Here is a 23,395-nt window from a genome sequence, read left to right on the forward strand (position 1 = left end):
AGCTGGCGCGCGCTGTCAGCCCCAAACGAAAACCGGCCGCTCGAGAGCGGCCGGTTTTCAGACATTTTGACGATCAACGATCGCGGTAGTAGCCACGACCATGTTTGCGATGGCCGTAATGCTTGCCACGGTTGCCATGGCCCCGATATTCACGGCGGTCGTCACGACCACCACGGTATCCGCGCTCGTCTTTCTGGCTTTCAGTGCCCATGTAGTTACCCAGCGCCGCACCTGCGCCGCCACCAGCAGCCGAGCCAACCAGGCTGCCGGTATTGCCGCCCACGCTGCGGCCGATCACGTTACCGCCTGCCGCGCCCAGACCGCCACCAATGGCTGCTTCTGTGCGGTTATGGCGGTTTGCGCCGACTGCACCACCGGCTGCGCCGCCGACGCCAGCGCCAATCGCTGAACCGGTGCTACCGCCGAGCTGCTGGCCGACGACTGAACCGAGTACCCCACCCAATGCTCCGCCTACGCCTGCCGTCACGTTATCGCCAGCAGAGGCGAAGCCGGTGGTCAGGGTAAGAGACAACAACAGTATCGAGGAATACTTCATGTAGGGAATCTCATAGGGATGACGGCGCGATATTCGTGTCAAGTGAAGAATGTAGCAATGCAAATCCGACGAGTAACACGAATGCAACACAGAATGCTAAGTTATTGTTTTGGCTAAGGAACTTAAACCTGAAAACACAGTCTGAGGTTACTTGCGAAAGGCCCGTTTCCAGCGAAACGGGCCTTTTTTTGTGGGCGTCAGATAATCCGCGCCGACTCAGTGGAACGCTCAAGACGAATCGCCACGAACTTCGACGTTGGCGTGCTGCTGCCTTCTCCGACGCTTTCCAGCGGCACCAGTGGGTTGACCTCTGGGTAGTAGGCTGCAGCCTGACCTGCCGGGATGTCGAACGGCAGCAGGGTGAAGCCTTTGACGCGGCGCTCGCGTTTGTCGTCCCAGATCGAGATCAGGTCGGCTTTCTGGCCGGGCTGGAAGCCCAGGCGAATGATGTCGGCTTCGTTGACGAACAGCACGTCGCGCTGACCTTTGACGCCGCGATAACGGTCGTCCAGGCCGTAGATCGTGGTGTTGTACTGATCGTGCGAGCGCATGGACTGCATGATCAGGTCCGGCACCTCTCCAGTCGAGCTTATGCCTTCATGCAACAGGGTGCCCGGCAGCTTGTTGGGCTTGAAGTTGGCGCGGGTCGATGGCGTGTTCCAGCGACGTGCACCCGCCGCGTTGCCCAGATAGAAGCCGCCCGGGTTCTTGATGCGCTCGTTGAAATCCTTGAAGCCCGGAATGGTGTCGGCAATCAGGTCGCGGATGCGGTTGTAGTCCTCGACCAACCACAGCCAGTCCACAGGCTGCTTGCCCAGTGTGGCGTTGGCGATACCGGCCAGGATCGCAGGCTCGGAGCGCATCTGCGACGACGAAGGCTGCAATTGACCGTTCGAGGCGTGAACCATGCTGAACGAGTCCTCCACCGTGACCGCTTGCGGGCCATTGGCCTGAATGTCGATGTCGGTACGACCGAAGCACGGCAGAATCAGCGCGTCCTTGCCATGGAACAGGTGGCTGCGGTTGAGCTTGGTGCTGATCTGAACCGTCAGGTCGCAATTGCTCAGTGCTTCGGCGGTGCGATGGCTGTCAGGTGTGGCCTGGGCAAAGTTGCCGCCCAGTGCGATGAACACCTTGGAACGGCCTTCGGCCATGGCATGAATGGCTTCGACCACATTGTGGCCGTTCTCGCGTGGCACCTTGAACTGAAAGCGTTTTTCCAGCGCGTCGAGCAGGAACACCGGAGGGCGCTCGTTGATGCCCATGGTGCGGTCGCCCTGCACGTTACTGTGGCCGCGAACCGGGCACAGACCTGCGCCCGGCCTGCCGATGTTGCCGCGCAGCATCATCAGGTTGGCGATTTCCTGAATGGTCGCCACCGAATGACGATGCTGAGTGATGCCCATTGCCCAGCACATGATGACGTTCTTGCCCAGTGCGTACATGCGCGCCGACTGTTCGATGTCGGCAAGCGTCAGGCCGGACTGCTCGACCAGCTCGTCCCACGAGGTGTCATCGATGGCGGCCAGGTAATCCAGCACGCCTTCAGTGTGTTCGTTGAGGAACGCGTGGTCGAAGACCGACGGCGCGTCGGCAGCCTGTGCCTCGCGTTCCCATTGCAGCAGGAACTTGGCCATGCCGCGCAGCAGCGCCATGTCGCCACCCAGCGCCGGGCGGAAGTAGGCGGTGTTGGTCGGACGGTCACCGTTGGTGAGCATTTCCACCGGGTGCTGCGGATGCTGGAAACGCTCCAGACCACGTTCCTTGAGCGGGTTCACGCAGACCACTTGTGCGCCACGCTTCACCGCTTCACGCAGTGGCTCCAGCATGCGCGGGTGGTTGGTGCCGGGGTTCTGGCCGAGTACGAAAATCGCGTCCGCGTGTTCGAAGTCATCGAAGGTGACGGTGCCTTTACCGACGCCCACGCTTTGCGACAACGCAACGCCGCTGGCCTCGTGGCACATGTTCGAGCAATCGGGGAAGTTGTTGGTGCCGTAGGCGCGCACGAACAGCTGATACAGATACGCCGCCTCGTTGCTGGCGCGTCCCGAGGTGTAGAACTCGGCCATGTTCGGGCTGGGCAGGTTGTTCAGGTGCTTGGCGATCAGCGCAAAGGCTGCGTCCCAGTCGATCGGCTTGTAACGGTCGGTTTCGGCGTCGTAGACCAACGGATCGGTCAGGCGACCCTGATACTCAAGCCAGTAATCGCTCTGTTCCAGCAGCGAAGTGACGCTGTGACGGGCGAAGAAAGCCGGGTCCACACGACGTTTGGTTGCTTCCCAGTTGACCGCCTTGGCGCCGTTCTCGCAGAACTTGACCATGCCGCTTTCCGGCGAATCGCCCCACGCGCAGCCCGGGCAGTCGAAGCCGCCGTTCTGGTTGGTCTTGAGCATCATGCGCAGGTTTTTCAGCGCGTTGTCGCTGCCCAGCCAGGCCTGCGTCACGCTGATCAGTGCGCCCCAGCCGCCTGCCGCACCTTTGTATGGCTTGTAGCGGGGGGTAGGTGTCTTGTCGGCTTGGTGATGAGTGCTCACGCTTGAATCTCCATCGCAGGGCTATAGACCCGCGGCGCACTGTGCTGCGGCAGGTGAATTAAATTGAGGTTGTGCCGGCGTGCCCATTGCAGGGCCAGGCCGGTGGGCGACGACAGGCTGATCAGTGTCTGGATGCCTGCGCGCAAAACTTTCTGGATCAACTCCAGGCTGCATCGGCTGGTCACGATGGCAACGCCGCCTGCCAGAGGGATGTCCTGACGAACCAGCGCGCCGATCAGCTTGTCCAGCGCGTTGTGGCGACCGATGTCTTCGCGGCCCAGCAGCAATTGGCCGTTGCCATCCATGTAGATGGCGGCATGCACCGCACCGCAGTGTCGGCCCAAGGGTTGGAATTCGCCGATGCGCTGACGCAGTCCTTCCAGCCACTGGATCGGTGGCAGCGGTGCACCGGGCAGAACGTTCAGTTCCGGCAGCGCCTGTTCGACCGCTTCGACGCCGCACAGGCCGCAGCCGCTGGTGCCAGCCAGTTGGCGGCGCTGTTGTTTCATTTCCCAGAAGGCACGGCTGGCAATTTCGACTTCGGCCTGCATCGCAGAGCCGCAGCCGCTGAGCTTGAAGTCGTAGATTTCATCGCGAGAGGCAATGATTCCGCTGCCCAGACTGAAACCGACGATGAAGTCTTCAAGATCGGTCGGGCTGACCAGCATGACGGCCTGACTGATGCCGTTGTAGGCGATGGCCAGCGCCACTTCTTCAGCAAGCTCGGTGCGTGCGCCGTCCTGACCTTCGAGGGTCGCGTAGCTGTAGGACTGGCTGGCTTCGGGGGCGGGCGCGAAAGCAGACGCGGTGCCGACCGTGCGCTTGGCTTGCATGGGCAGAGATACCGGCAGATTGACACCTGTAAGACTAGGCGTGTTGTCCGGTATCGTCTAATCGCTAGTTCCGATGCACTGATAGATGACGTCGATCAATGTCTTATCGAGGAATTTCTGCCACCAGCGCAAAGCACGCTTCCGCCAGCGCCGAGCGAGGTGCACTGCGGCGCATGATCAGCCCCAGCTGGGCCAACGTGCGGGCATCGGCAATCGGGTGCATGGCAAGATGCTCGGTCAGCGTCTCCAATCCGCCGTCCAGCGGCATGATTGCGCAGCAGAAACCGCCATGTACGGCCTGTAATAACTGATGAACGGCATCGGTCTGCAGCAAAGGCTGGGGCTGCAGACCCCGGCTGTGGAAGTTGTGATCGATGGATTGGCGGAAGTGCATGCCGCTGGTCAGCATGCCCAACGGCAGCTCGACCAGATCCGCCCAGCTCAACGGCTCATCGCCGAAGGTGAAGTGGCGTCGGTCGTAGAGCAGGCCCATTTTCGTGTCGTCCAGCGCCAGCGAGTCGAAACGGTCGTTGTCCAGCCGCTCCAGGTACGAGACGCCCAGATCGATACGATTGCTCGCCAACTGCTCCAGCACCTGCTCGGAGCTGAGCGAAGACAGTTCGAAACGCAGGTTGGGGTGCATCTGATGCAGCCGGTGCAGCAGCGGCAGAGGATCGAAGCTCGAGAGAGGCACCACGCCCAGGCGCAACGTACCGACCAGATGACCCCGACAGGCAGCGGCTTCGGCCTGCAGGCCGTCATAAGCCGCCAGCACCGTGCGTGCCCAGGCCAGCACGCGCTCGCCCGGTGCGGTGAAACCCTCAAAGCGCTGGCCGCGATTGACCAGCGGCAAGCCAAGCTCTTCTTCCAGATTGCGCAGCCGCATCGACAGCGTGGGCTGGGTGATATTGCAGCGCGCAGCCGCTTGCCCGAAGTGGCGGGTTTCGTCGAGGGCGATCAGGAATTTGAGTTGCTTGATGTCCATATTCACTCCGGTGGGCAATCCAGGTGGTCGATTCTACGCGTTCAGGCTGAACGATGGTCAGCCCACGTTGGTCGGAACTCTGCAGGCCACGGTTTATAAGGGCTATGGTTGATGGTGCACATCTGACAACTCAATTGAGGAGAACCGGATTATGAGCATTTGGAGTTTTGTGAAAGAGGCGGGCGAAAAGATCCTTGATGCGATCACGCCCGGCAATGCCAACGCAGATGAAGTCCTGAAGGATCATATTTCCAAGGTCGGATTGGGCAACCCCAACATTCAGACAGAAGTCGACGGCGGAACAGTCATCGTGAAGGGCGAGGTGGCCAGTCAGGAAGAGAAGGAAAAAATCCTGGTGACACTGGGCAATATCGAGGGCGTCGAGAAAGTGGACGACCAGATGACCGTCGCCAGCAGCGCGCCAGCCGCGACCGAGTCCAGATTCTATGAGGTCAAAAAAGGCGACACTCTGAGCGCGATCTCGAAAGCGATGTATGGCGATGCGAACAAGTACCAGAAAATCTTCGACGCCAACAAACCCATGCTCAAGGATGTGAACAAGATCTATCCGGGGCAGAAACTGCGTATTCCGGAGTGAGTAGTCGCTCGGGCAAATGATCGTCCGCTACGCTCCGCGTCTGCTCTCGAATGTGACGCGGAGCGTCACGGGCTGCATACCCACGCGGAGCATGGGCACGATCGGGTACAGATGCCAGCCCTCACACTGATCGTTCCTACGCTCCGCGTGGGAATGCCTCCCAGGACGCTCCGCGTCCGCTTTGCGGTGCGATGCAGAGCGTCTACAGGCCTATCACAATCCCTTGATCAATTCCCGATAATCCTCGACGGCCGCGAACTCTTCAGTGTCCTTCGGGGCCTTCTGGCTGTTGGGCTGGCTGACCGCCAGCAAATGCGCGACACCGAAACGGCCAGCACTGCGCAGGATTGGCAGGGTGTCGTCGATGAACAGGCTGCGGGCCGGGTCGAAGGCCGTGTCGGCGTGCAGCGCGTCCCAGAACTGCTGGTTTTCCTTGGGAAAGCCGTAGTCATGGGAACTGATCAACCGCTCGAAGTAGGGCGCCAGTTCAATCCGCTCCATCTTCAACGACAGCGAATCGCGGTGGGCATTGGTGATCATGATCACCCGCTTGCCTGCCTGTTTGATCGCCGCCAGAAAGGTCTCTGCGTCCGGACGCAGCGCAATCATGTGGGCGATTTCCCGCTTCAGGTCACGCACCGACAGCTTCAGCTCGGCGCTCCAGAAGTCCAGGCAATACCAGTTGAGCGTGCCTGCGTTGCGTTCGAACAACGGTTTCAATTCCAGCCAGGCCATGGCGAAACTGATGCCATGCAGTTCGGCGTAACGCTGCGGCAGGTGTTGCAACCAGAAGTGGTCGTCGTAATGCAGATCGAGCAAGGTGCCGTCCATATCCAGCAGGACGGTATCGATTTCGCTCCAGGGCATGGAAAGCATGGTTGCCTCTTGGAAGTGGGTTCTGATGAGTAAGCATATCCGACACGAACATTCGGAAAAGCCGCGTTATAGTACCCCGTCCATGTGAAGGAGCCTGTCATGCGTCAGAAACCAACCGTTCTCGCCCGCGCCATCGTCGCCAGCAGCCGTCTGTTCCGCGTGGAGGAGCTGCAGTTGCGCTTTGCCAACGGGGTCGAGCGTACGTATGAGCGTCTGGTGGGCAGAGGTACAGGCTATGGCGCGGTGATGATCGTGGCGATGCTCGATGCCGACCACGCGATTCTCATTGAAGAATATTGCGGCGGCACCGACGAGTACGAGCTGTCGCTGCCCAAAGGGCTGATCGAGCCGAGCGAAGACATCCTCGCCGCGGCCAATCGTGAACTCAAGGAAGAGGCCGGTTTCGGCGCGCGCCAACTGGAGCACCTGACCGAGCTGTCGCTGTCGCCCGGCTACATGAACCAGAAAATCCAGGTCGTGCTGGCGACCGATCTGTACGAAGAGCGGCTGGAAGGGGACGAGCCTGAGCCGATCCGTGTGGACAAGATCAACCTGCGGGAGCTGGCGAGCCTGGCCCAGAATGCACAGTTCAGCGAAGGGCGCGCCCTGGCTGCGTTGTACCTCACCCGTGACCTGTTGACCCAACGTGGACTGTTCCAACCATGACCGACTCGCTCGACAACCTGCCGCATCCGCTGCTCGCTCCCGTCATCGACCTTGCGCGTCTGGCGGGCGAGGCCATTCTGCCGTTCTGGCGCGCGAACGTCAGCGTGACCTCCAAGGCCGATGATTCGCCGGTGACGGCGGCCGATCTGGCGGCCCATCAGGTGCTGGTCGAGGGTCTGCTGGCGCTGGATCCGACGATTCATGTGCTGTCCGAGGAAGACGCCGACATCCCGCTCAGCAAGCGTGCGACCTGGGAGCGGTGGTGGCTGGTCGATCCGCTGGACGGCACCAAGGAGTTCATTTCCGGCAGCGAAGAGTTCACGGTCAACGTCGCGCTGATCGAGCACGGTCGCGTGGTGTTTGGCGTGGTGTCCATGCCGACCAATGACCGCTGCTATTTCGGAGGCGCAGAACTGGGCGCGTGGCGCAGCGACTCACCCGGTCATTGCGCGCCGATTCAGGTGCGTCACGAATTGCACAGCGGGCAAGCGTTCACTGTCGTCGCAAGCCGCAGACACTCAAGCCCCGAGCAGGAACATTTGCTGGCAGGTCTGGCAGCAGGCCTAGGTCCGCTGCAGCTGACCAACATCGGCAGTTCGTTGAAGTTCTGCCTGCTGGCCGAAGGCGCTGCCGACTGCTACCCGCGTCTGGCCCCCACCTCGCAGTGGGACACCGCTGCGGCGCAGGGTGTTCTCGAAGGGGCCGGCGGTGAAGTCCTGCAACTCGACGGCCAGCGCTTCTCTTATCCTGCCCGCGAGTCGCTGCTCAACCCGTTTTTCCTGGCGCTGCCCGCCAAAGCCGAGTGGCGTGAGAAATTGCTGGTGCTGGCGCAGTCTTGAACTGACTGCTCGTAAGTCTTCACGCTATCGCTACGCGCAGATCCTGCTGAATGTACGCAGTACCTGTGGGAGGCGGCTTGCCGGCGATGCTTTTTCTGAAGCGACATAGCAGTGATTGACCTGACGCCATCGCCGGCAAGCCGCCTCCCACGGGGTATGTATTGCTTCAGGCACTTTCGTTTTGATCGTTCCTCACGCTCCGCGTGGGAATGCCGCTCAGGACGCTCCGCGTCCGCTCATCGATGCAACACAAACTGCCCGGTAAACTTCACGGCCGATTCATCGCTGTCCTGCGCATGAATGTGGGTCGGCAGCTCCAGGCGTGCGCGGCCGCGCCGCTGGTAGGTGGTAATGAACCGGTCCCACTGCGCCACATCCGGCGCATCACACACGGCAATGGCGTCCTCGCGGACCGGCAGCGGATAGCTGATCTGCCCGTCCTGAATCACGATGTGCCCGTCGTCGATCCCTGCTTCACGCAGGCGCAGGTGCAGCCAGCCCCATCCGGCCAGCACCGCGCCGCAATACAGGCTGCCGCCGAACAGCGTGCTCTTGTGGTTGACGTTGGGTGCCAGCGGCAGGTGCAGGCGCAGTCGATGGTTTTGCCAGTCGATGACGCGGATACCCATTTCGCGGGTCAGCGGGATGTCATGGTGCAGCACCTGCTCAAGTTCCGCCGCTGCGTTGCCGGGCAACGGTGCCTGTGGCTCAGTCGGTTTCATCGGACGCTCCGCTGCTGTCGCCAAAATTCAGACCGTGCTTGCGCAGCTTGTCATGCAGGGTCTTGCGCGGCACGCCCAGCGCTTCAGCCAGGCTGCGCACCGAGCTGTGCGGGCGAGCCAGTTCGGCGGCAATCAGCGCACGTTCGAAACTTTCCACCTGCTCACTCAAGCCGCCACTGACGGGCGGCGCGTCCGGCATCGCATTGCCTTCCAGCTCCAGTTCAAGCCCCAGCGCAAAGCGTTCCGCAGCGTTTTGCAGCTCCCGAACGTTACCGGGCCAACTGTGACGCAGCAGCAAGGCACGCTGGCCCGGCTTGAGTTCCTGCGTGGGAATGCCGTGACGCATGCTGGCCGCATCGGCGTAATGCTCGAACAACATCAGCGCGTCTTCACCGCGCTCGCGCAACGGCGGAATGCGCAGCGAGGCGACGTTCAGCCGGTAATACAGGTCGGCACGGAAGCGCCCCTGATCCGCCGCCTGACGCAGGTCTTCCTTGGTGGCGGCGATGATGCGGATGTCCAGCGGGATCTGCTGATTGCTGCCCATGCGCTCGACCACACGCTCCTGCAGGAGGCGCAGCAGCTTGACCTGAACATCCAGGCTCATGCTTTCGATTTCATCGAGAAACAGCGTGCCGCCATTGGCGAATTCGAACTTGCCGATGCGGCGTTTCTGCGCGCCGGTAAAGGCGCCCGGCTCGTGGCCGAACAGCTCGCTTTCCACCACCGACTCGGCCAGCGCTCCTGCGTTGATCGCCACGAACGGACCGTTTCGACGGTTGGACAGGTCGTGCAGCGCCCGCGCAACCACTTCCTTGCCCGCACCGGTTTCGCCCAGAATCAGGACATCGGCGCGAGTGCCTGCCAGCGCACCGATCTGTTCGCGCAGGCGCAGCATGGGTGCCGACTGACCGACCAGACGCGTGCTCAGCTGTTGGCGATCACTCAGGGCCAGACGCAGGCTGCGGTTATCCAGCACCAGCCGACGCAAGGCCAGGGCACGGCGCACGCTGTCGAGCATGGCATCGCTGGCGAACGGTTTTTCCAGAAAGTCGTAAGCTCCGGCGCGCATGGCTTTCACCGCCAGCGGCACATCGCCGTGACCGGTGATCAGCAGCACCGGCAGGTCCGGGTCCTGTTCATGCAGTTGCACCAGCAGTTCCAGTCCGTCCATGCCCTGCATGCGGATGTCGCTGACCACCACGCCTGGCCAGTCGCGACCGATGCGCTCGGCCAGCCCGTCGGCTTCGGACAGCGACAGGACGTTCAGGCCCGCCAGATCCAGGGTCTGGCGCAGTGCCTGACGCAGATGGGAGTCGTCGTCGATCAGCACCACCTGGATCTGGCTGTCGATGGCTGTGTCCGAACTCATGCAGATAGGTCCTCTGGCGGTTGAAGGTTGGCGCCGGAAGCGCCGGCACGCAGGCGCAGGGTCAACAGTGCGCCGCCGCTCGAGTGATTGGCGAACAGCAGTTCGCCGTCCAGCGCACGCATCAGGGTGTCACAGATCGCCAGCCCCAGCCCAAGGCCCTGAGTGCGGGTCTTGGTGGTGAAGAATGGCTCGCGTGCCCGTGCCAAGGCCTCTTGGGAAAAGCCCGGCCCGTTGTCGCGAATGTACAGATTGACGCCTTCGCGGGTCTGCTCTGCACTGATCCACAGCTTGCGCGGCGGACCCTTTTCAGTGAGAGCATCCAGCGCGTTGGCCAGCAGGTTGCCGAGCACCTGGCGCAGGCGGGTTTCGCCAGCCTGCACCCACAGTGTCGCGTCGGGCACGTCACGGATCAACTCGACTTCCATGGCGCGCCGACGTTTGGTCAGTAACGCCAGCGCGTCGTCCAGTGCCGGTTGCAGCGCCACGCTTTCCGGCGCATGCCGGTCGCGCCGGGCAAAGGCGCGCAGGTGGGCGATGATCGAGGCCATGCGCCCGGTCAGTTCGCTGATCAGCTTCAGATTGCCGCGTGCCTCTTCGGTGCGATGATGATCGAGCAACACTTCGGCGTTTTCCGCATAGCTGCGAATGGCGGCCAGCGGCTGGTTGAGTTCATGGCTGATGCTGGCCGACATGGTGCCCAGTGCCGACAGCTTGCCGGTCTGCACCAGTTCGTCCTGAGCCCGCACCAGCTCCTGCTGCGCCTGTTCACGCTCCAGCACTTCCTGACGCAGCCGGCTGTTCAGGCCTTCAAGATCGCTGGTGCGTTCGATGACGCGCATTTCCAGTTCACGCCGGGCCTTGGCCTCAAAGGCGATGCGGTCCAGATAGTGACGCCGACGCTGCATCATCAGACCCAGCAACAGCATCAGGACCAGCAACGCCGCGCCGCCAATCGCCTGCACGGTGCGTACGGGACGGTCGATCAGCGCACGGGGCGCGAGGATGTTTACGTTCCAGCCGGTCTCGGTGATGGCCTGGCTCTGGGTCAGCCACGCGTGGTCATCGATCTTGAGCGGACGCGGGTCGCGGGTCGGATAGGGCTGGATCGCAACGATGGCTTTTTTCTCGTCGTCGGTCAGGTCCCGTGTCGCCCGAAAGCGCCATTCCGGGTTGGAAGTCAGAATGACCACGCCGTTCTGGTCGGTCAGCAACAGTTGCTCGGGTGTCTTGCCCCAGAGCGTTTCGGTGTGGTCCAGATCGACCTTGACCACCAGCACGCCGATCACCCGCTCGCCATCGTGCACGGGCCCTGCGAAGAAATAACCGCGCTTGACCGACGTGGTGCCCAGACCAAAGAACCGGCCCGTTCTGCCTGCCAGTGCGTCGGTGAAGTACGGACGAAACGAGAAGTTGCGACCGATGAAGCTGTCGCGTTGATCCGAGTTGGATGCCGCCAGGGTCAGGCCCTTGGCGTCCATCAGGTACATGACGTCCGCGCCGGTCTGTTGCGAGATGTCCCTGAGCAGGCGGTTGGCGTTGCCCTGTGCGGTGCCGTCGCCCGGAGATGTCAGAACCGCGCGCAAGGCGGGCAGGTCACCGAGGATCTGTGGCAGGGTTTCGTAACGATGCAGCGTGCCGAGCAGGTTGGCGACGTACAGGTCCAGCGTCTGGCGGTTCTGATTGGCCAGCTCGTTGCGGTAATAGCGCTCGGCAAGGTGTTCCAGCGGCCACAACAGCGGTGCCAGACAGATGGCCAGCAGGGCGAGGCTGCGCCAGCGGGGGCGGGGAGGCAGGGCAGAGGTCGTGGTCATTGGCAATCGCCGAGTGGTTGGCGGTGCCTGCAGCGGCTATCGCGGACGCCGCCGCTGGCGTCGAACAGAGGTTCAACCCCCTGGCAGCGACTGCGGCGCCTCGCGATGATGTCCCTGCGGGCAATGGAAAACCCGGTCGATCCTGACGTGGGCATCAAAGGCCTATTATGCCCGCCACGACCGCGTCAGGCACCCGGACAAACCGCCGCTGCCGGAACGGTCAGGCGAACAGTTCGGCTTCTTTCAGGCTTTTGCCCTGTTGATCCTTCGCCGACAACTGCGGTGCTGCGTCGAGCTGCCAGTCGATGGCCAGGTCCGGATCGTTCCAGCTGATGCAACGCTCTGCCGACGGCGTGTAGTAGTCGGTGGTCTTGTACAGAAACTCGGCGTAGTCGCTCAGTACCACGAAGCCGTGTGCGAAGCCTTCGGGCACCCACAACTGACGGGCGTTCTCGGCAGACAGCTCAACGGCTACCCACTGGCCGAAGGTCGGCGAGCTGCGACGAATATCCACTGCAACGTCAAGAACCTTGCCTGCGGTGACGCGCACCAGTTTTCCCTGGGCATTGTCGATCTGGTAGTGCAGGCCACGCAGTACGCCTTTCTGCGAGCGGGAGTGATTGTCCTGCACGAACTGCCTGTCCAGACCGGTGGCTTCACTGAACGCCTTGGCATTGAAGCTTTCATAGAAAAAGCCGCGTTCGTCGCCGAACACCTTGGGTTCCAGAATCAGGACATCGGGCAGCTTTGTTGCAATTACATTCACGTGGTTTCCCCTGCGATCTTGAATAGGTACTGACCGTAACCGGTTTTGCCGAAGTAGTCGGCACGCCTGAGCAAATGGTCACGGTCGATCCATTCGTTCTGATAGGCGATTTCCTCAAGGCAGGCAACTTTCAGGCCCTGTCGGTGTTCGATGGTCTGTACGTAGGCCGAGGCGTCGAGAAGACTATCATGAGTGCCTGTATCGAGCCACGCGAAGCCACGTCCGAAGCGCTCTACACGCAGGTCGCCGCGTTGCAGATAGGCGTTGTTGACGTCGGTGATTTCCAGCTCGCCACGGGGCGACGGCTTGACGTCTCTGGCAATCCGGATCACCTCGTTGTCGTAGAAATACAGCCCGGTCACCGCGTAGCTGGATTTGGGCGCCCTGGGCTTCTCTTCGATGGACAGCGCTCGGCCAGTCTCGTCGAAGTCGATCACCCCGAAACGCTCAGGATCCTTGACCCAGTAACCGAATACCGTCGCGCCGGTCTTCTGGGCCGCCGCCTGCTGCAACTGCACACTGAAATGCTGACCGTGGAAAATGTTGTCACCCAGGATCAGGCACACCGAATCGTTGCCGATGAACGCCTCACCAATCAGAAAGGCTTGCGCCAGACCGTCCGGTTTCGGCTGCTCGGCGTAGTGAAATTGCACACCGAACTGGCTGCCGTCCCCCAACAGCTTGCGGTACTGCGGCAAATCCTCCGGCGTGGAGATGATCAGGATTTCCCGGATACCGGCCAGCATCAGCACCGACAGCGGGTAATAGATCATGGGTTTGTCGTAGATCGGCAGCAACTGCTTGGACAGGCCAAGCGTGATGGGGTGCAGGCGGGTGCCGGAGCCCCCGGCCAGAACGATGCCTTTGGTCATGCAATCAGGTCCTTGTGGTCAGTGAAGCCCAGTCGCTCTCCTTGATAACTGCCATCCTGAACCTTGCGGCACCAGTCCAGGTTATCGAGATACCATTGCACGGTCTTGCGCAGCCCGGACTCGAAGGTTTCTTCGGGTGTCCAGCCCAGCTCCCTTTCAATCTTGCCGGCGTCGATTGCATAGCGCAGGTCATGACCCGGGCGATCGACCACGTAGGTGATCAGCTCGCTGTACTGCTGCACGCCCGCCGGTTTCTGCGGCGCCAGTTCATCCAGCAACGTGCAGATGCCGCGCACCACATCAATGTTTTTCTGCTCGTTATGGCCGCCGATGTTGTAGGTCTCGCCGATCACGCCGTCGGTCACGACCTTGAGCAGTGCGCGGGCGTGGTCTTCCACGTAGAGCCAGTCACGCACTTGCAGGCCGTTGCCATAGACCGGCAGCGGCTTGCCCGCGAGAGCGTTGAGGATCACCAGCGGAATCAGCTTTTCGGGAAAGTGATATGGCCCGTAATTGTTCGAGCAGTTGGTGAGCATCACCGGCAGGCCGTAAGTGCGATGCCAGGCGCGGACCAGATGGTCGGACGCCGCCTTGCTGGCCGAATACGGCGAGCTGGGCGCGTAGGGCGTGGTCTCGGTGAACAGGTCATCGACGCCGTGCAGGTCGCCGTACACTTCGTCCGTTGAAATGTGGTGAAAACGAAACGCCTGACGCTCGGCCTCGGGCAATTTCAGCCAATAGGCGCGTGTGGCTTCCAGCAGGCTGTAGGTGCCGACGATGTTGGTCTGGATGAACTCGGCCGGACCATCGATGGAGCGGTCGACGTGGGACTCGGCCGCCAGGTGCATGATCGCCTGCGGCTCGAAACGTGAGAGTACGGCGCTGACGGCCGCCTGATCGCAGATGTCGGCCTGGACGAATTCATAACGGGTATTGGTTGCGATAGGGTGCAACGATTCCAGGTTGCCTGCGTAGGTCAACTTGTCGAAGTTCAGCACGTCATGATCGGTGTTCTGGATCAGGTGTCGAACCAATGCCGAACCGATGAAACCTGCACCTCCTGTAACAAGAATTCGCATGAACTGACCTTTGGTGTGGGTGAAGTGTAAAGCAGCATAGCTGCCCGAATACGACCTACAGGATCGGGCATTAATCGGCTCTCGGGGCATTAAATAAATCAATTCCTGTTGCTGAACGCGACACGAAACCGACGTCGTCTTTTTATGCCCGAACGTGATTGGGTACGACGGGCCAATCCCCTTATAGTTGCCGCACCGAAAATAAAGCGCTCTGCCGTTCCAGCGAATAAAAACAGAGGTCCACATGCCGCTCGCCACGCTTATCCGTCGTTCCAGCCTGCCTTGCCCCGAGGTGAGTTCGGAACAGGCCCTGCAACTGCTCCAGCAACACTATGGGCTGAGTGGCACGCTGAAAACCCTGGGCAGCCAGCAGGACCGCAATTTTCTGCTGGAGACCGAAAAGCGTCGCTATGTGCTGAAAATCTGCCACGGCGCCTACTCGACCCAAGAGCTGGATGCCCAGCACGGCGCGCTTCAGCACTTGGCGGGGCACAGTGGGCTGAGCGTTCCTGGCGTGATCCGCGCCAATGACACCGAACAACTGCTCTCCCTCGAAATCGATGGCCAGCCGGTGCACGTACGCCTTCTGGAGTTCATCGACGGGCAGTCGCTGGGGCATGTTGCGCATCTGGGACGTGACGTCGTGGTCGGGCTTGGCGAGCTGTGTGCAAAGGTCGACCGGGCACTGGCCGACTTCGAACATCCGGGCCTTGAGCGCATTCTGCAATGGGACCCGCGCCATGCTTATGCACTGATCAAGCACCTGTTGCCGGTGATCGAGAACGCTGACGCTCGCGCCTGTCTGATCGAGGCGGGCGAGCAGGCGCATCGACGGCTGCTGCCGTTGATCCCGGCGCTGCCCATTCAGGCCGTGCATCTGGATATCACGGAGCACAACGTGGTCTGGCTGCGCGACGCCCAGCGGCAATGGCAGATGCAAGGGCTGATCGATTTCGGCGATCTGCTGACCACGTGGCGAGTGGCGGATCTGTCGGTCACCTGCGCGGCACTGCTGCACCATGCCGAAGGCGATCCGCTGTATATCCTCCCGGCCATTCAGGCCTACCACGCCATCAACCCGCTCAAGACCGAAGAGTTACAGGCGCTGTGGCCGCTGATCGTCGCCCGCTCGGCGGTGCTGGTGCTCAGCAGCGAGCAGCAGGCCAGCGTCGAGCCGGGCAATGCGTATATCCAGGCCAACCTTGAAGGCGAGTGGAACATCTTCGACGTTGCGACTTCAGTGCCCATGGTTCTGATGGAGGCGGCAATTCTGCAGGCGGTGGGCTTGAACCCTGCACCGTTCGAGCAACCTGCGTACGCACCGTTGCTGCCGACGCTGGCAGGCGTGAAGCCGGCGCTGGTCGATCTGGGCGTCCTGAGCGAGCACTTCGTTGCGGGCAATTGGGAGCAGAGCGGTATCGATGAATACCTGCTCAGCGAGGCCGCCGAGCACACGGGTCTGGCTGCCAGTCGGTTTGGCGAATATCGCCTGTCGCGCACGATGCCCGACAGCGCCGTTGAGCCTGAAACGTTTGCCCTGCATGTCGAGCTTCATGTGCCGGCCGAAACGCCTGTGCATGCACCCTTCGCCGGTGCGCTCCGATTGATGGCCGATGGTGCCGTGATGCTGGCAGGCGAGGGTGTGAACCTGCGTCTGTGGGGCGTCATGGCTGATCTGACTGTGCAGGGGGCGGTGAGCGCGGGTGACCTGATCGGGCACGGCGCAGGCTCGCTGCTGCTGCAACTGTGTACCGTGTCAGACCTCAGCCCGCCGTTGTTCACCACGCCCTCATGGACCGGTGCCTGGCGCACGTTCTGCCCGTCGCCCGCTGCGCTGCTGGGCTTCGATTGCGATGCACCGGCGCTGGAAGACCCTGCGCATCTGCTGGCGCGACGTGACGCCAGTTTCGCCCGTTCGCAAAAGCACTATTACCACGCGCCGCCGCAGATCGAGCGCGGCTGGCGCAACCATCTGATCGACATGCACGGCCGCTCCTATCTGGACATGCTCAACAACGTGGCCGTGCTGGGCCATGGTCATCCGCGCATGGCTCACGAGGCGAGTCGTCAGTGGTCGCTGCTCAATACCAACTCACGCTTTCACTACGCGGCCATCGCCGAGTTTTCCGAGCGCCTGCTCGCGCTGGCGCCGGAGGGCATGGATCGCGTGTTTCTGGTCAACAGCGGCACTGAAGCCAATGATCTGGCGATCCGGCTGGCGTGGGCCTACAGCGGCGGACGCGACATGCTCAGCGTGCTGGAGGCCTATCACGGCTGGTCGGTGGCGACCGATGCGATTTCCACCTCGATTGCCGACAACCCGCAGGCGCTCAGCACCCGGCCGGATTGGGTGCATCCGGTGACGGCGCCCAACGTCTATCGCGGGCCGTATCGCGGTCCTGACAGCGCGCCCGAGTACGTGCGCAGCGTCGATGAGGTGCTGGAAAAACTGGCCGGGCAGCAGCGTCAGGTGGCGGGTTTCATTTGCGAGCCGGTGTACGGCAACGCAGGCGGTATTTCCCTGCCGCCGGGTTATCTGCAACAGGTCTATCACAAGGTTCGCGCGGCGGGCGGCGTGTGCATCGCTGACGAAGTGCAAGTGGGTTACGGGCGTCTGGGCCATTACTTCTGGGGCTTCGAAGAGCAGGGTGTGGTGCCGGACATCATCAGCATGGCCAAGGGCATGGGCAACGGCCATCCACTGGGCGCTGTCATCACTCGCCGTGAGATCGCCGAGGCGCTGGAGGCCGAGGGTTATTTCTTCTCGTCTTCAGGTGGCAGCCCGGTCAGCTGTCGGATCGGCATGGCCGTGCTGGATGTGATGGAAGAAGAACAGCTCTGGGACAACGCCCGGGTCATCGGGGATCACTTCAAGGCGCGTCTGCAAGCCTTGGCCGATCATCATCCGCTGGTGGGCGCGGTGCATGGCATGGGGTTTTATCTGGGCGTGGAGTTTGTGCGTGACCGCCAGACCCTCGAACCCGCGACCGAAGAAACCGCGCAACTCTGCGAACGCCTGCGCGAGCTGGGCATCTTCATGCAGCCGACTGGCGACTACCTGAACATCCTCAAGATCAAACCGCCAATGTGCACCACCCGCCAGAGCGCCGACTTCTTCGTGGACATGGTGTCGAAGGTACTGCGCGAGCTTGAGTGAGCTGAGGGCCAGAATGATCGAGCCCATGACTCCGCGTCGCATTCAAGAGCGGACGCGGAGCGTCCTGAGAGGCGTTACCACGCTGGTGCGTAGGAACGATCGGGGCCTCAAGCACACCGATCATGCCCATGCTCCGCGTGGGTATGCCTCCCGTGACGCTCCGCGTCACATTGGATCGGGCTGATAGAAAATCCAGATTAATATCGATAAATTAAGCGATAAAATACCAAAAAAATCCAATTATCCCTTCTTATGCAGATTTTTATCCGCTATAAAGTCGCCCAGATTGTCATGGCCGGTCTGTTAAGGTCACGATCAACACCTTCGACCTCCCACTGGAGTCTTGACTGACATGACCACACTCAACAGCACGCCACGCGCCGATGGCTTTCACATGCCTGCCGAATGGGCCACGCAGACTCAGGTCTGGATGGTCTGGCCCGAGCGCCCGGACAACTGGCGTCTGGGTGGCAAGCCTGCTCAGGCTGCACACATAGCAGTTGCCAAGGCCATCGCACGTTTCGAACCGGTAACCGTTGCCGTTTCCGCCGCGCAGTACGACAACGCCCGTGCTCGCCTGGACATGCCGAACATCCGCGTCGTGGAAATCAGCAACAACGACGCCTGGGTGCGCGACACCGGCCCCACGTTCGTCATCAATCACCGTGGCGAAGTGCGTGGTGTGGATTGGGACTTCAACGCCTGGGGCGGCTTTGACGGCGGTCTGTACGCGCCGTGGAACCTCGACTCGCAAGTGGCGAGCAAGATCATGGAAATCGAGCGCTGCCCGCGCTATGTGACCGAAGGTTTCGTGCTGGAAGGCGGCTCCATCCACGTCGATGGCGAAGGCACGCTGATCACCACCGAGGAATGCCTGCTCAACCGTAACCGCAACCCTCATATGACCCGCGAGCAGATCGAGACCGTACTGAGCGACAGCCTGGCCGTGGACAAGATCGTCTGGCTGCCGGACGGCCTGTTCAACGACGAGACCGACGGGCATGTGGATAACTTCTGCTGCTACATCCGTCCGGGTGAAGTCCTGTTGGCCTGGACCGATGATCCCGAAGACCCCAACTACCCACGCTGCCACGCCGCGTTGAGTATTTTGGAAAACACCCGTGACGCCCAGGGTCGCGAGTTTATCGTGCACAAAATGCCGATTCCGGGCCCATTGTTCGCAACGGACGAAGACTGCGCGGGCGTCGATCAGGTGCATGGCAGTCAGGAGCGCAATCCATCGGTGCGCCTGGCCGGTTCCTACGTGAACTTCCTGATTGTAAACGGCGGCATCATCGCCCCGAGTTTTGACGATCCGATGGACGAAAAAGCCCGGCAAATACTGCAACAACTGTTTCCAGAGCACGAAGTGGTGATGGTTCCAGGTCGGGAATTGCTGCTGGGCGGCGGCAATATTCACTGCCTGACACAACAGCAACCGGCCCCTCACAAGGACTAGTCAGTAATGATTAGTAACATCTGATAGTGGCCAACTGGTCCTGTTCTTGCTGCTTCAAGCCCATCGTCCGATGGGCTTTTTTTTGCGAAATACCTCGTAGCGTTTATCGGAATCTCATCTTTAATCAACAGGAGGCCTGATTCGTTTTCTTCGCGTGACTGTCACACAGCGTCCGTAAATTTAGCCCCTCATGAATTAAGAGGTTGTCACTATGAACGCAGTTATCAGCCAGCATCGTGCTCGTGGGTTGTCTGCTTCTTCCAGTAACGAGGCCCGTCAGTTGATGGCGGATTGGTTAAGGACGACCAGGCCTGCAAAACCAAGACCGGATGTACGCGCCATGTTGCTGCAGCGCTATCCGGCCGGTTTATTCAATGATGCCGAACTTGAGGCATTGCTGGGTGTGCTGAAGGATTAAGTGCCGACTGCTCTGTTTCGGCCCTCTGCGTGTTTGACACCCTTCAAGCCCTGGGACTAGGATTCGCGTCCCACCGCTTGTGGCTTTGCGCCATGTACGTGCATCAGTAGTCCACTGCGATGACATCGTGCGGCTGTCAGGTTTGGAACCTGAGAGTCCTGAACGGCTTTCGCCGTCGCCACAGCGCGTGTCAACTCGTATAAAAAGGGAAGACAGATGCTTAACACACGTATGGGTATGCTCGCTCTGGGCATCATCAGCGCTGGCCAGGCCATGGCTCAAGGGCAGGCAGACTCCAAAGGTTTCGTCGAAGACAGCAGCCTGACCGTCAATCTGCGCAACGCTTACATCAATCGCGACTACAAGAACGACCGTGAAGACAAGGCCGAATGGGGCCAGGCATTCATGGGCGTGTTCACGTCAGGCTTTACGCAGGGCACTGTCGGTGTCGGCGTAGACGCCTTCGGCCTGTATGGCATTCGTCTGGACGGCGGCAAAGGTCGCGCCGGTGCCGGTGGTATCGACTTCTTCAAGAAAAGCGACAACGGTCAGGGCGATGCTGCCGACGATCTGACCCGTGCTGGCGCGGCCGTCAAAGCCCGTATTTCCAACACCGTCATCAAGTACGGCGACCAGATGCCTCAGTTGCCCGTGCTGAGCTACGACAACTCGCGCCTGCTGCCGGAAAGCTACACCGGCACCATGATCACTTCCAAGGAGATCGATGGCCTTGAAGTGGTGGCGGGTCGTTTCACCCAGCAGGCGCGCAAGAGCGCCGAAGGCCGTGACAGCGGTGACCTGAAAAGCATCAACGTCTACGGTGCCAGCTACAAGTTCACCAAGGAATTCTCTGCCGCTTTCTACGCGTCCGACGACGAAGACGTCTTGAAGAAGCAGTACGTGAACCTGAACTACGTGTTCGCTCTGCCGCAGGAACAGTCGCTGACCTTGGACTTCAACGGCTACAAGACCAAACTGGACAAGGACTTCGCCAACAGCGACGACCGTGACAACAAGATCTGGAGCCTGGCGGCGACCTGGGCGGTGGGCATCCACTCGTTCACCCTCGCTCACCAGCGCAGCAGCGGTGACATCGGCTATGTGTACGGCGGCTATCGTAATGACGGCGGCACCAGCGATGGCGGTAACACCATCTACCTGGCCAACTCCTACTGGTCCGACTTCAACGGCAAGGACGAGCGTTCGTGGCAGGCTGCCTATGGCGTCGATCTGTCCGGTCTGGTCACTCCTGGCCTGAGCTACCGCGCTGCTTACGTGCGTGGCGACAACATCGACGACGGCACTGCAGGCAGCGGCAACGGTACCGAACGCGAAATCTTTAGCCAGTTGACCTACGTCGTGCAGAGCGGCCCGGCCAAGGACCTGTCGATTCGTCTGCGCAACTCGTTCCTGCGTGTGTCGGCCGATGCTCAGGCTTACAACAGCGAAGGCAACGAAACCCGCATCTTTGTGGATTACCCGATCAACGTTTTCTGATCGTGTGACGGGTTAGCGCTTCATCAAAATGCCTCGGTTCCGGACCGGGGCATTTTTGTCTGTGCTGACTCCAGGCCGCTCAACGTGCGCAGGCGGCTTTGCTACCATGCGTTCACTTCCCCGAGCCGGTCACTGTCATGGCCCTTGCCGCACCGCCCGATCTTTCCGACATCGCCGTTCCCGTTCAGCCGCTGTCGCGCACCTATCCGCGTGGGCGCTTCATCGAGCCGCATCAGCATGTCTGGGGGCAGGTGCTGTACGCCATGTCGGGCGTGATGTGGGTCGAAACGCCGCTGGAAGCCCTGGTTGTACCGCCGCAACGCGCGGTCTGGTTGCCGCCCGGCGTCGAGCACGGGATTCGCGTGGTGTCGGACCTGGAGATGCGCAATATCTACCTGCGCCCGGCCATTGCCCAGACGCTGGAAAGCACTGTGCAGGTGTTTGAAGTCGGTGGCCTGTTGCGCGAAGTCATCCTCAATCTGGTGACGCTGGATCGCGACCGTGAGCAGGAATATTACGACGCGCTGGTGAATCTGGGCTTGTTGGAGCTCAAGCGCGCCCGCCGCTCGCTGCTGAAAATCCCCATGCCCGACGGTTCGGACCGGCGCCTGATGAACCTGTGCCAGGCCGTCATGAGCGAGCCTTCACTGGACATCCCGTTCGAACAGCACGCCGAAAATGCCGGGGCCAGCGTAAGGACGCTATCGCGTCTGTTTCAAAGCGCCCTCGGCATGGGTTTCGCCGAATGGCGCAGGCAAGTGCAACTGGCCACTGCCGTGGCCGAAGTCATCCAGGGCGTACCCGTCAGCCGCATCGCCCGCTCGCTCGGCTATTCACCCAGCAGCTTCAGCGACATGTTCCGCCGCGAACTGGGCGTTGCGCCGTCGCAGTATGTTGCCAGCAACGATCAAAACGAGAGTGCCTGACTGAATACATACCCCGTGGGAGGCGGTTTGCCGCGAGACTTGTGTATGACTGATGATCGTTCCCATGCTCCAGCGTGGTAACGCCGCCCAGGACGCTCCGCGTCCGCTCTCGCACGCGACGCAGAGCTTCACTGAGGGCATGTACACGCAGAGCACGATCACGCCCACATCTGGCCGATAAACAGAAGCCCTTGGCCGATCCGCATTCCAGCCCTTCCATACACTCTGCTCATCGCTTACCTCTTCGGAGCTTCTGCATGAGTTACCTCATTTCCCTCGCCATCGGCGCGGCCGTCGGCCTGTTGTACGGCGCACTGGATTTCCGCTCGCCCGCACCGCCTGCCATCGCGCTGGTCGGTCTGCTGGGTATGCAACTGGGTGAACAGGCCTGGCCGATGGGCAAGCACCTGCTGACCTCCTGGGTTTCCTGATCTTCAGTCTTCCATTTTCAAAAAGGCCTCCTCAATGAATGCCCTGCAATTCTCCCGAACCGGCGACCTCGCCGCCCTGCAATACGTTGAACTGCCAACACCCAAGCCTGCCGAAGGCGAAGTACTGATTCAGGTAAAAGCCGCCGGCCTCAACCCCAGCGACGTGAAGAATGTGCTGGGTCGCTTCCCCTACACCACACTGCCGCGCATTCCCGGTCGCGACTTTGCGGGCGTGGTCATTGAAGGCCCGCAAGCGCTGATCGGTCAGCAAGTCTGGGGCACCGGCAAAGAGCCCGGCTTCTTTCGCGACGGTTCGCATGCCGAATACATCACCCTGCCTGCCGCAGGCGTCGCCCTCAAACCCAAAGCCTTGAGCTTCGTTCAGGCCGCGAGCCTTGGCGTGCCTTACACCACCGCCTGGGATGCCCTGCAGCGCAGCCTGGTAAAAAGCGGAACACGCCTGCTGGTCATCGGTGCCAATGGCGCGGTCGGCAGTGCCGCACTGGCGCTGGGCAAGATTCTCGGTGCTCAGGTGCTGGGCGCGGTGCGTCGTCCCGAGCACCTTCAGGCGCTGGAAGCCGACGGCTTCGCCGGCCTGTTGCTCGATACCCCGGAGAGCCTTGGCAGTCAGGTCAACGAAATCTTCAAAGGTGGCGCCGACGTGATCTTCGACACCACCGGCTTCTGGCTGCCCGCCGCCGTCCCTGCGCTGGCGCCATTCGGCCGTATCGCAATCATCGCCGCGCCCGCTGACGGCCACGTGCAACTGCCTGCGCTGGCGCTGTATCGCAAAGGCGGATCGGTGGTCGGCATCAACTCGCTGCTCTACGACTGCGCGACCTGCGCCACCATGCTGGATCAGTTCGGTCAGTTCTTCGATCAGGGGATGCTGGCGCTACCGGGCGATCTGGTTGAATCGCCCTTGAGTGAAGGTGTCGCGCGCTATGCGGAGGTCAACGAGGGCAGGGGAGACAAGATCATTCTGGTGCCTTGAAACC

21 protein-coding genes are annotated in these 23,395 nt (G+C 61.2%); 10 read left to right on the forward strand and 11 right to left on the reverse strand.

The features are described from left to right. Positions 1 to 73 precede the first annotated feature (73 nt). The 4 genes from AO065_RS17740 to AO065_RS17755 all read right to left on the reverse strand — a co-directional run bounded on the left by AO065_RS17740 (position 74) and on the right by AO065_RS17755 (position 4,908). Positions 74 to 556, reverse strand: coding sequence for a glycine zipper domain-containing protein (locus AO065_RS17740; protein ID WP_004882998.1), 483 nt, complete (start codon positions 554 to 556; stop codon positions 74 to 76). Between the two features lie 197 nt (positions 557 to 753). Next, positions 754 to 3,090: an FdhF/YdeP family oxidoreductase gene (locus AO065_RS17745; RefSeq protein ID WP_004882999.1), complete on the reverse strand. Its 2,337-nt coding sequence runs from the start codon at positions 3,088 to 3,090 to the stop codon at positions 754 to 756. Next, on the reverse strand, positions 3,087 to 3,923 hold the full coding sequence (fdhD, locus tag AO065_RS17750) for a formate dehydrogenase accessory sulfurtransferase FdhD (RefSeq protein WP_004883000.1): 837 nt from the start codon (positions 3,921 to 3,923) through the stop codon (positions 3,087 to 3,089). The genes AO065_RS17745 and fdhD overlap by 4 nt, the downstream gene beginning before the upstream one ends. A 103-nt stretch (positions 3,924 to 4,026) precedes the next feature. Continuing rightward, a complete protein-coding gene (locus tag AO065_RS17755) occupies positions 4,027 to 4,908 on the reverse strand; it encodes a LysR family transcriptional regulator (protein WP_004883001.1) in 882 nt (293 codons plus the stop codon). A 151-nt stretch (positions 4,909 to 5,059) separates the two neighbouring features. Here AO065_RS17755 and lysM point away from each other — a divergent pair, with 151 nt between their 5' ends. Then, a complete protein-coding gene (gene lysM, locus AO065_RS17760) occupies positions 5,060 to 5,506 on the forward strand; it encodes a peptidoglycan-binding protein LysM (RefSeq protein ID WP_004883003.1) in 447 nt (148 codons plus the stop codon). 213 nt (positions 5,507 to 5,719) lie between these two features. Here the strand turns inward: lysM and yrfG are convergent, their stop codons facing one another. After that, a complete protein-coding gene (yrfG, locus tag AO065_RS17765; RefSeq protein ID WP_004883004.1) occupies positions 5,720 to 6,382 on the reverse strand; it encodes a GMP/IMP nucleotidase in 663 nt (220 codons plus the stop codon). A 99-nt stretch (positions 6,383 to 6,481) separates the two neighbouring features. Between yrfG and nudE the strand changes: the two genes are divergently transcribed. Continuing rightward, positions 6,482 to 7,048 carry an ADP compounds hydrolase NudE gene (gene nudE, locus AO065_RS17770; protein WP_004883005.1) on the forward strand — a complete coding sequence of 189 codons (567 nt, stop codon included), beginning with the start codon at positions 6,482 to 6,484 and terminating at the stop codon, positions 7,046 to 7,048. Then, the gene (gene cysQ, locus AO065_RS17775) at positions 7,045 to 7,887 is read left to right on the forward strand and encodes a 3'(2'),5'-bisphosphate nucleotidase CysQ (RefSeq protein ID WP_004883006.1); all 843 of its coding nucleotides are present in this window, start codon (positions 7,045 to 7,047) and stop codon (positions 7,885 to 7,887) included. The genes nudE and cysQ overlap by 4 nt, the downstream gene beginning before the upstream one ends. 236 nt (positions 7,888 to 8,123) lie before the next feature. On the opposite strand, the gene AO065_RS17780 is transcribed toward cysQ, so the two are convergent. The 6 genes from AO065_RS17780 to rfbB form a co-directional block, all read right to left on the reverse strand. Further along, on the reverse strand, positions 8,124 to 8,609 hold the full coding sequence (locus tag AO065_RS17780; protein WP_004883007.1) for a thioesterase domain-containing protein: 486 nt from the start codon (positions 8,607 to 8,609) through the stop codon (positions 8,124 to 8,126). Further along, positions 8,596 to 9,981: a sigma-54-dependent transcriptional regulator gene (locus tag AO065_RS17785; RefSeq protein ID WP_004883009.1), complete on the reverse strand. Its 1,386-nt coding sequence runs from the start codon at positions 9,979 to 9,981 to the stop codon at positions 8,596 to 8,598. The genes AO065_RS17780 and AO065_RS17785 overlap by 14 nt, the downstream gene beginning before the upstream one ends. Beyond that, positions 9,978 to 11,792 carry a sensor histidine kinase gene (locus AO065_RS17790; RefSeq protein ID WP_004883010.1) on the reverse strand — a complete coding sequence of 605 codons (1,815 nt, stop codon included), beginning with the start codon at positions 11,790 to 11,792 and terminating at the stop codon, positions 9,978 to 9,980. The genes AO065_RS17785 and AO065_RS17790 overlap by 4 nt, the downstream gene beginning before the upstream one ends. A gap of 220 nt (positions 11,793 to 12,012) precedes the next feature. Next, positions 12,013 to 12,558 (reverse strand): dTDP-4-dehydrorhamnose 3,5-epimerase, encoded by a 546-nt coding sequence (gene rfbC / locus AO065_RS17795; protein WP_004883011.1) that lies wholly within the window; start codon positions 12,556 to 12,558, stop codon positions 12,013 to 12,015. Further along, on the reverse strand, positions 12,555 to 13,430 hold the full coding sequence (gene rfbA, locus AO065_RS17800; RefSeq protein ID WP_004883013.1) for a glucose-1-phosphate thymidylyltransferase RfbA: 876 nt from the start codon (positions 13,428 to 13,430) through the stop codon (positions 12,555 to 12,557). Before rfbA ends, rfbC begins: the two co-directional genes overlap by 4 nt. Next, positions 13,427 to 14,509: a dTDP-glucose 4,6-dehydratase gene (gene rfbB / locus AO065_RS17805; protein ID WP_004883014.1), complete on the reverse strand. Its 1,083-nt coding sequence runs from the start codon at positions 14,507 to 14,509 to the stop codon at positions 13,427 to 13,429. Before rfbB ends, rfbA begins: the two co-directional genes overlap by 4 nt. A gap of 244 nt (positions 14,510 to 14,753) precedes the next feature. Here rfbB and AO065_RS17810 point away from each other — a divergent pair, with 244 nt between their 5' ends. The 7 genes from AO065_RS17810 to AO065_RS17830 all read left to right on the forward strand — a co-directional run bounded on the left by AO065_RS17810 (position 14,754) and on the right by AO065_RS17830 (position 23,391). Then, complete coding sequence (locus tag AO065_RS17810; RefSeq protein WP_004883015.1) at positions 14,754 to 17,666, forward strand: aminotransferase; 2,913 nt, start codon at positions 14,754 to 14,756, stop codon at positions 17,664 to 17,666. Positions 17,667 to 18,018: 352 nt separating this feature from the next. Further along, positions 18,019 to 19,125, forward strand: coding sequence for an agmatine deiminase (gene aguA, locus AO065_RS17815; RefSeq protein ID WP_004883017.1), 1,107 nt, complete (start codon positions 18,019 to 18,021; stop codon positions 19,123 to 19,125). 211 nt (positions 19,126 to 19,336) lie between these two features. Beyond that, entirely contained in the window at positions 19,337 to 19,543 is a 207-nt protein-coding gene (locus AO065_RS26730) for a hypothetical protein (protein WP_029242383.1), read from the forward strand. Between the two features lie 216 nt (positions 19,544 to 19,759). After that, complete coding sequence (locus tag AO065_RS17820) at positions 19,760 to 21,040, forward strand: OprD family porin (RefSeq protein ID WP_004883019.1); 1,281 nt, start codon at positions 19,760 to 19,762, stop codon at positions 21,038 to 21,040. A 137-nt stretch (positions 21,041 to 21,177) separates the two neighbouring features. After that, positions 21,178 to 21,966 carry an AraC family transcriptional regulator gene (locus tag AO065_RS17825; protein ID WP_004883021.1) on the forward strand — a complete coding sequence of 263 codons (789 nt, stop codon included), beginning with the start codon at positions 21,178 to 21,180 and terminating at the stop codon, positions 21,964 to 21,966. Positions 21,967 to 22,223: 257 nt separating this feature from the next. Continuing rightward, positions 22,224 to 22,397, forward strand: coding sequence for a DUF1427 family protein (locus AO065_RS26735; protein WP_004883022.1), 174 nt, complete (start codon positions 22,224 to 22,226; stop codon positions 22,395 to 22,397). Positions 22,398 to 22,431: 34 nt separating this feature from the next. Further along, positions 22,432 to 23,391, forward strand: coding sequence for a quinone oxidoreductase family protein (locus tag AO065_RS17830; RefSeq protein WP_004883024.1), 960 nt, complete (start codon positions 22,432 to 22,434; stop codon positions 23,389 to 23,391). The last annotated feature ends 4 nt before the right edge of the window (positions 23,392 to 23,395 follow it).

This window comes from Pseudomonas viridiflava, assembly GCF_001642795.1.
In the GTDB taxonomy this organism is placed as follows: domain Bacteria; phylum Pseudomonadota; class Gammaproteobacteria; order Pseudomonadales; family Pseudomonadaceae; genus Aquipseudomonas; species Aquipseudomonas viridiflava.

Coding starts and splice junctions, on each gene's coding strand:
- AO065_RS17740 (WP_004882998.1), bottom strand. CDS start 556: ATGAAGTATTCCTCGATACTGTTGTTGTCTCTTACCCTGACCACCGGC.
- fdhD (WP_004883000.1), bottom strand. CDS start 3,923: ATGCAAGCCAAGCGCACGGTCGGCACCGCGTCTGCTTTCGCGCCCGCC.
- AO065_RS17755 (WP_004883001.1), bottom strand. CDS start 4,908: ATGGACATCAAGCAACTCAAATTCCTGATCGCCCTCGACGAAACCCGC.
- lysM (WP_004883003.1), top strand. CDS start 5,060: ATGAGCATTTGGAGTTTTGTGAAAGAGGCGGGCGAAAAGATCCTTGAT.
- yrfG (WP_004883004.1), bottom strand. CDS start 6,382: ATGCTTTCCATGCCCTGGAGCGAAATCGATACCGTCCTGCTGGATATG.
- nudE (WP_004883005.1), top strand. CDS start 6,482: ATGCGTCAGAAACCAACCGTTCTCGCCCGCGCCATCGTCGCCAGCAGC.
- cysQ (WP_004883006.1), top strand. CDS start 7,045: ATGACCGACTCGCTCGACAACCTGCCGCATCCGCTGCTCGCTCCCGTC.
- AO065_RS17780 (WP_004883007.1), bottom strand. CDS start 8,609: ATGAAACCGACTGAGCCACAGGCACCGTTGCCCGGCAACGCAGCGGCG.
- AO065_RS17785 (WP_004883009.1), bottom strand. CDS start 9,981: ATGAGTTCGGACACAGCCATCGACAGCCAGATCCAGGTGGTGCTGATC.
- AO065_RS17790 (WP_004883010.1), bottom strand. CDS start 11,792: ATGACCACGACCTCTGCCCTGCCTCCCCGCCCCCGCTGGCGCAGCCTC.
- rfbA (WP_004883013.1), bottom strand. CDS start 13,430: ATGACCAAAGGCATCGTTCTGGCCGGGGGCTCCGGCACCCGCCTGCAC.
- rfbB (WP_004883014.1), bottom strand. CDS start 14,509: ATGCGAATTCTTGTTACAGGAGGTGCAGGTTTCATCGGTTCGGCATTG.
- AO065_RS17810 (WP_004883015.1), top strand. CDS start 14,754: ATGCCGCTCGCCACGCTTATCCGTCGTTCCAGCCTGCCTTGCCCCGAG.
- aguA (WP_004883017.1), top strand. CDS start 18,019: ATGACCACACTCAACAGCACGCCACGCGCCGATGGCTTTCACATGCCT.
- AO065_RS26730 (WP_029242383.1), top strand. CDS start 19,337: ATGAACGCAGTTATCAGCCAGCATCGTGCTCGTGGGTTGTCTGCTTCT.
- AO065_RS17820 (WP_004883019.1), top strand. CDS start 19,760: ATGCTTAACACACGTATGGGTATGCTCGCTCTGGGCATCATCAGCGCT.
- AO065_RS17825 (WP_004883021.1), top strand. CDS start 21,178: ATGGCCCTTGCCGCACCGCCCGATCTTTCCGACATCGCCGTTCCCGTT.
- AO065_RS26735 (WP_004883022.1), top strand. CDS start 22,224: ATGAGTTACCTCATTTCCCTCGCCATCGGCGCGGCCGTCGGCCTGTTG.
- AO065_RS17830 (WP_004883024.1), top strand. CDS start 22,432: ATGAATGCCCTGCAATTCTCCCGAACCGGCGACCTCGCCGCCCTGCAA.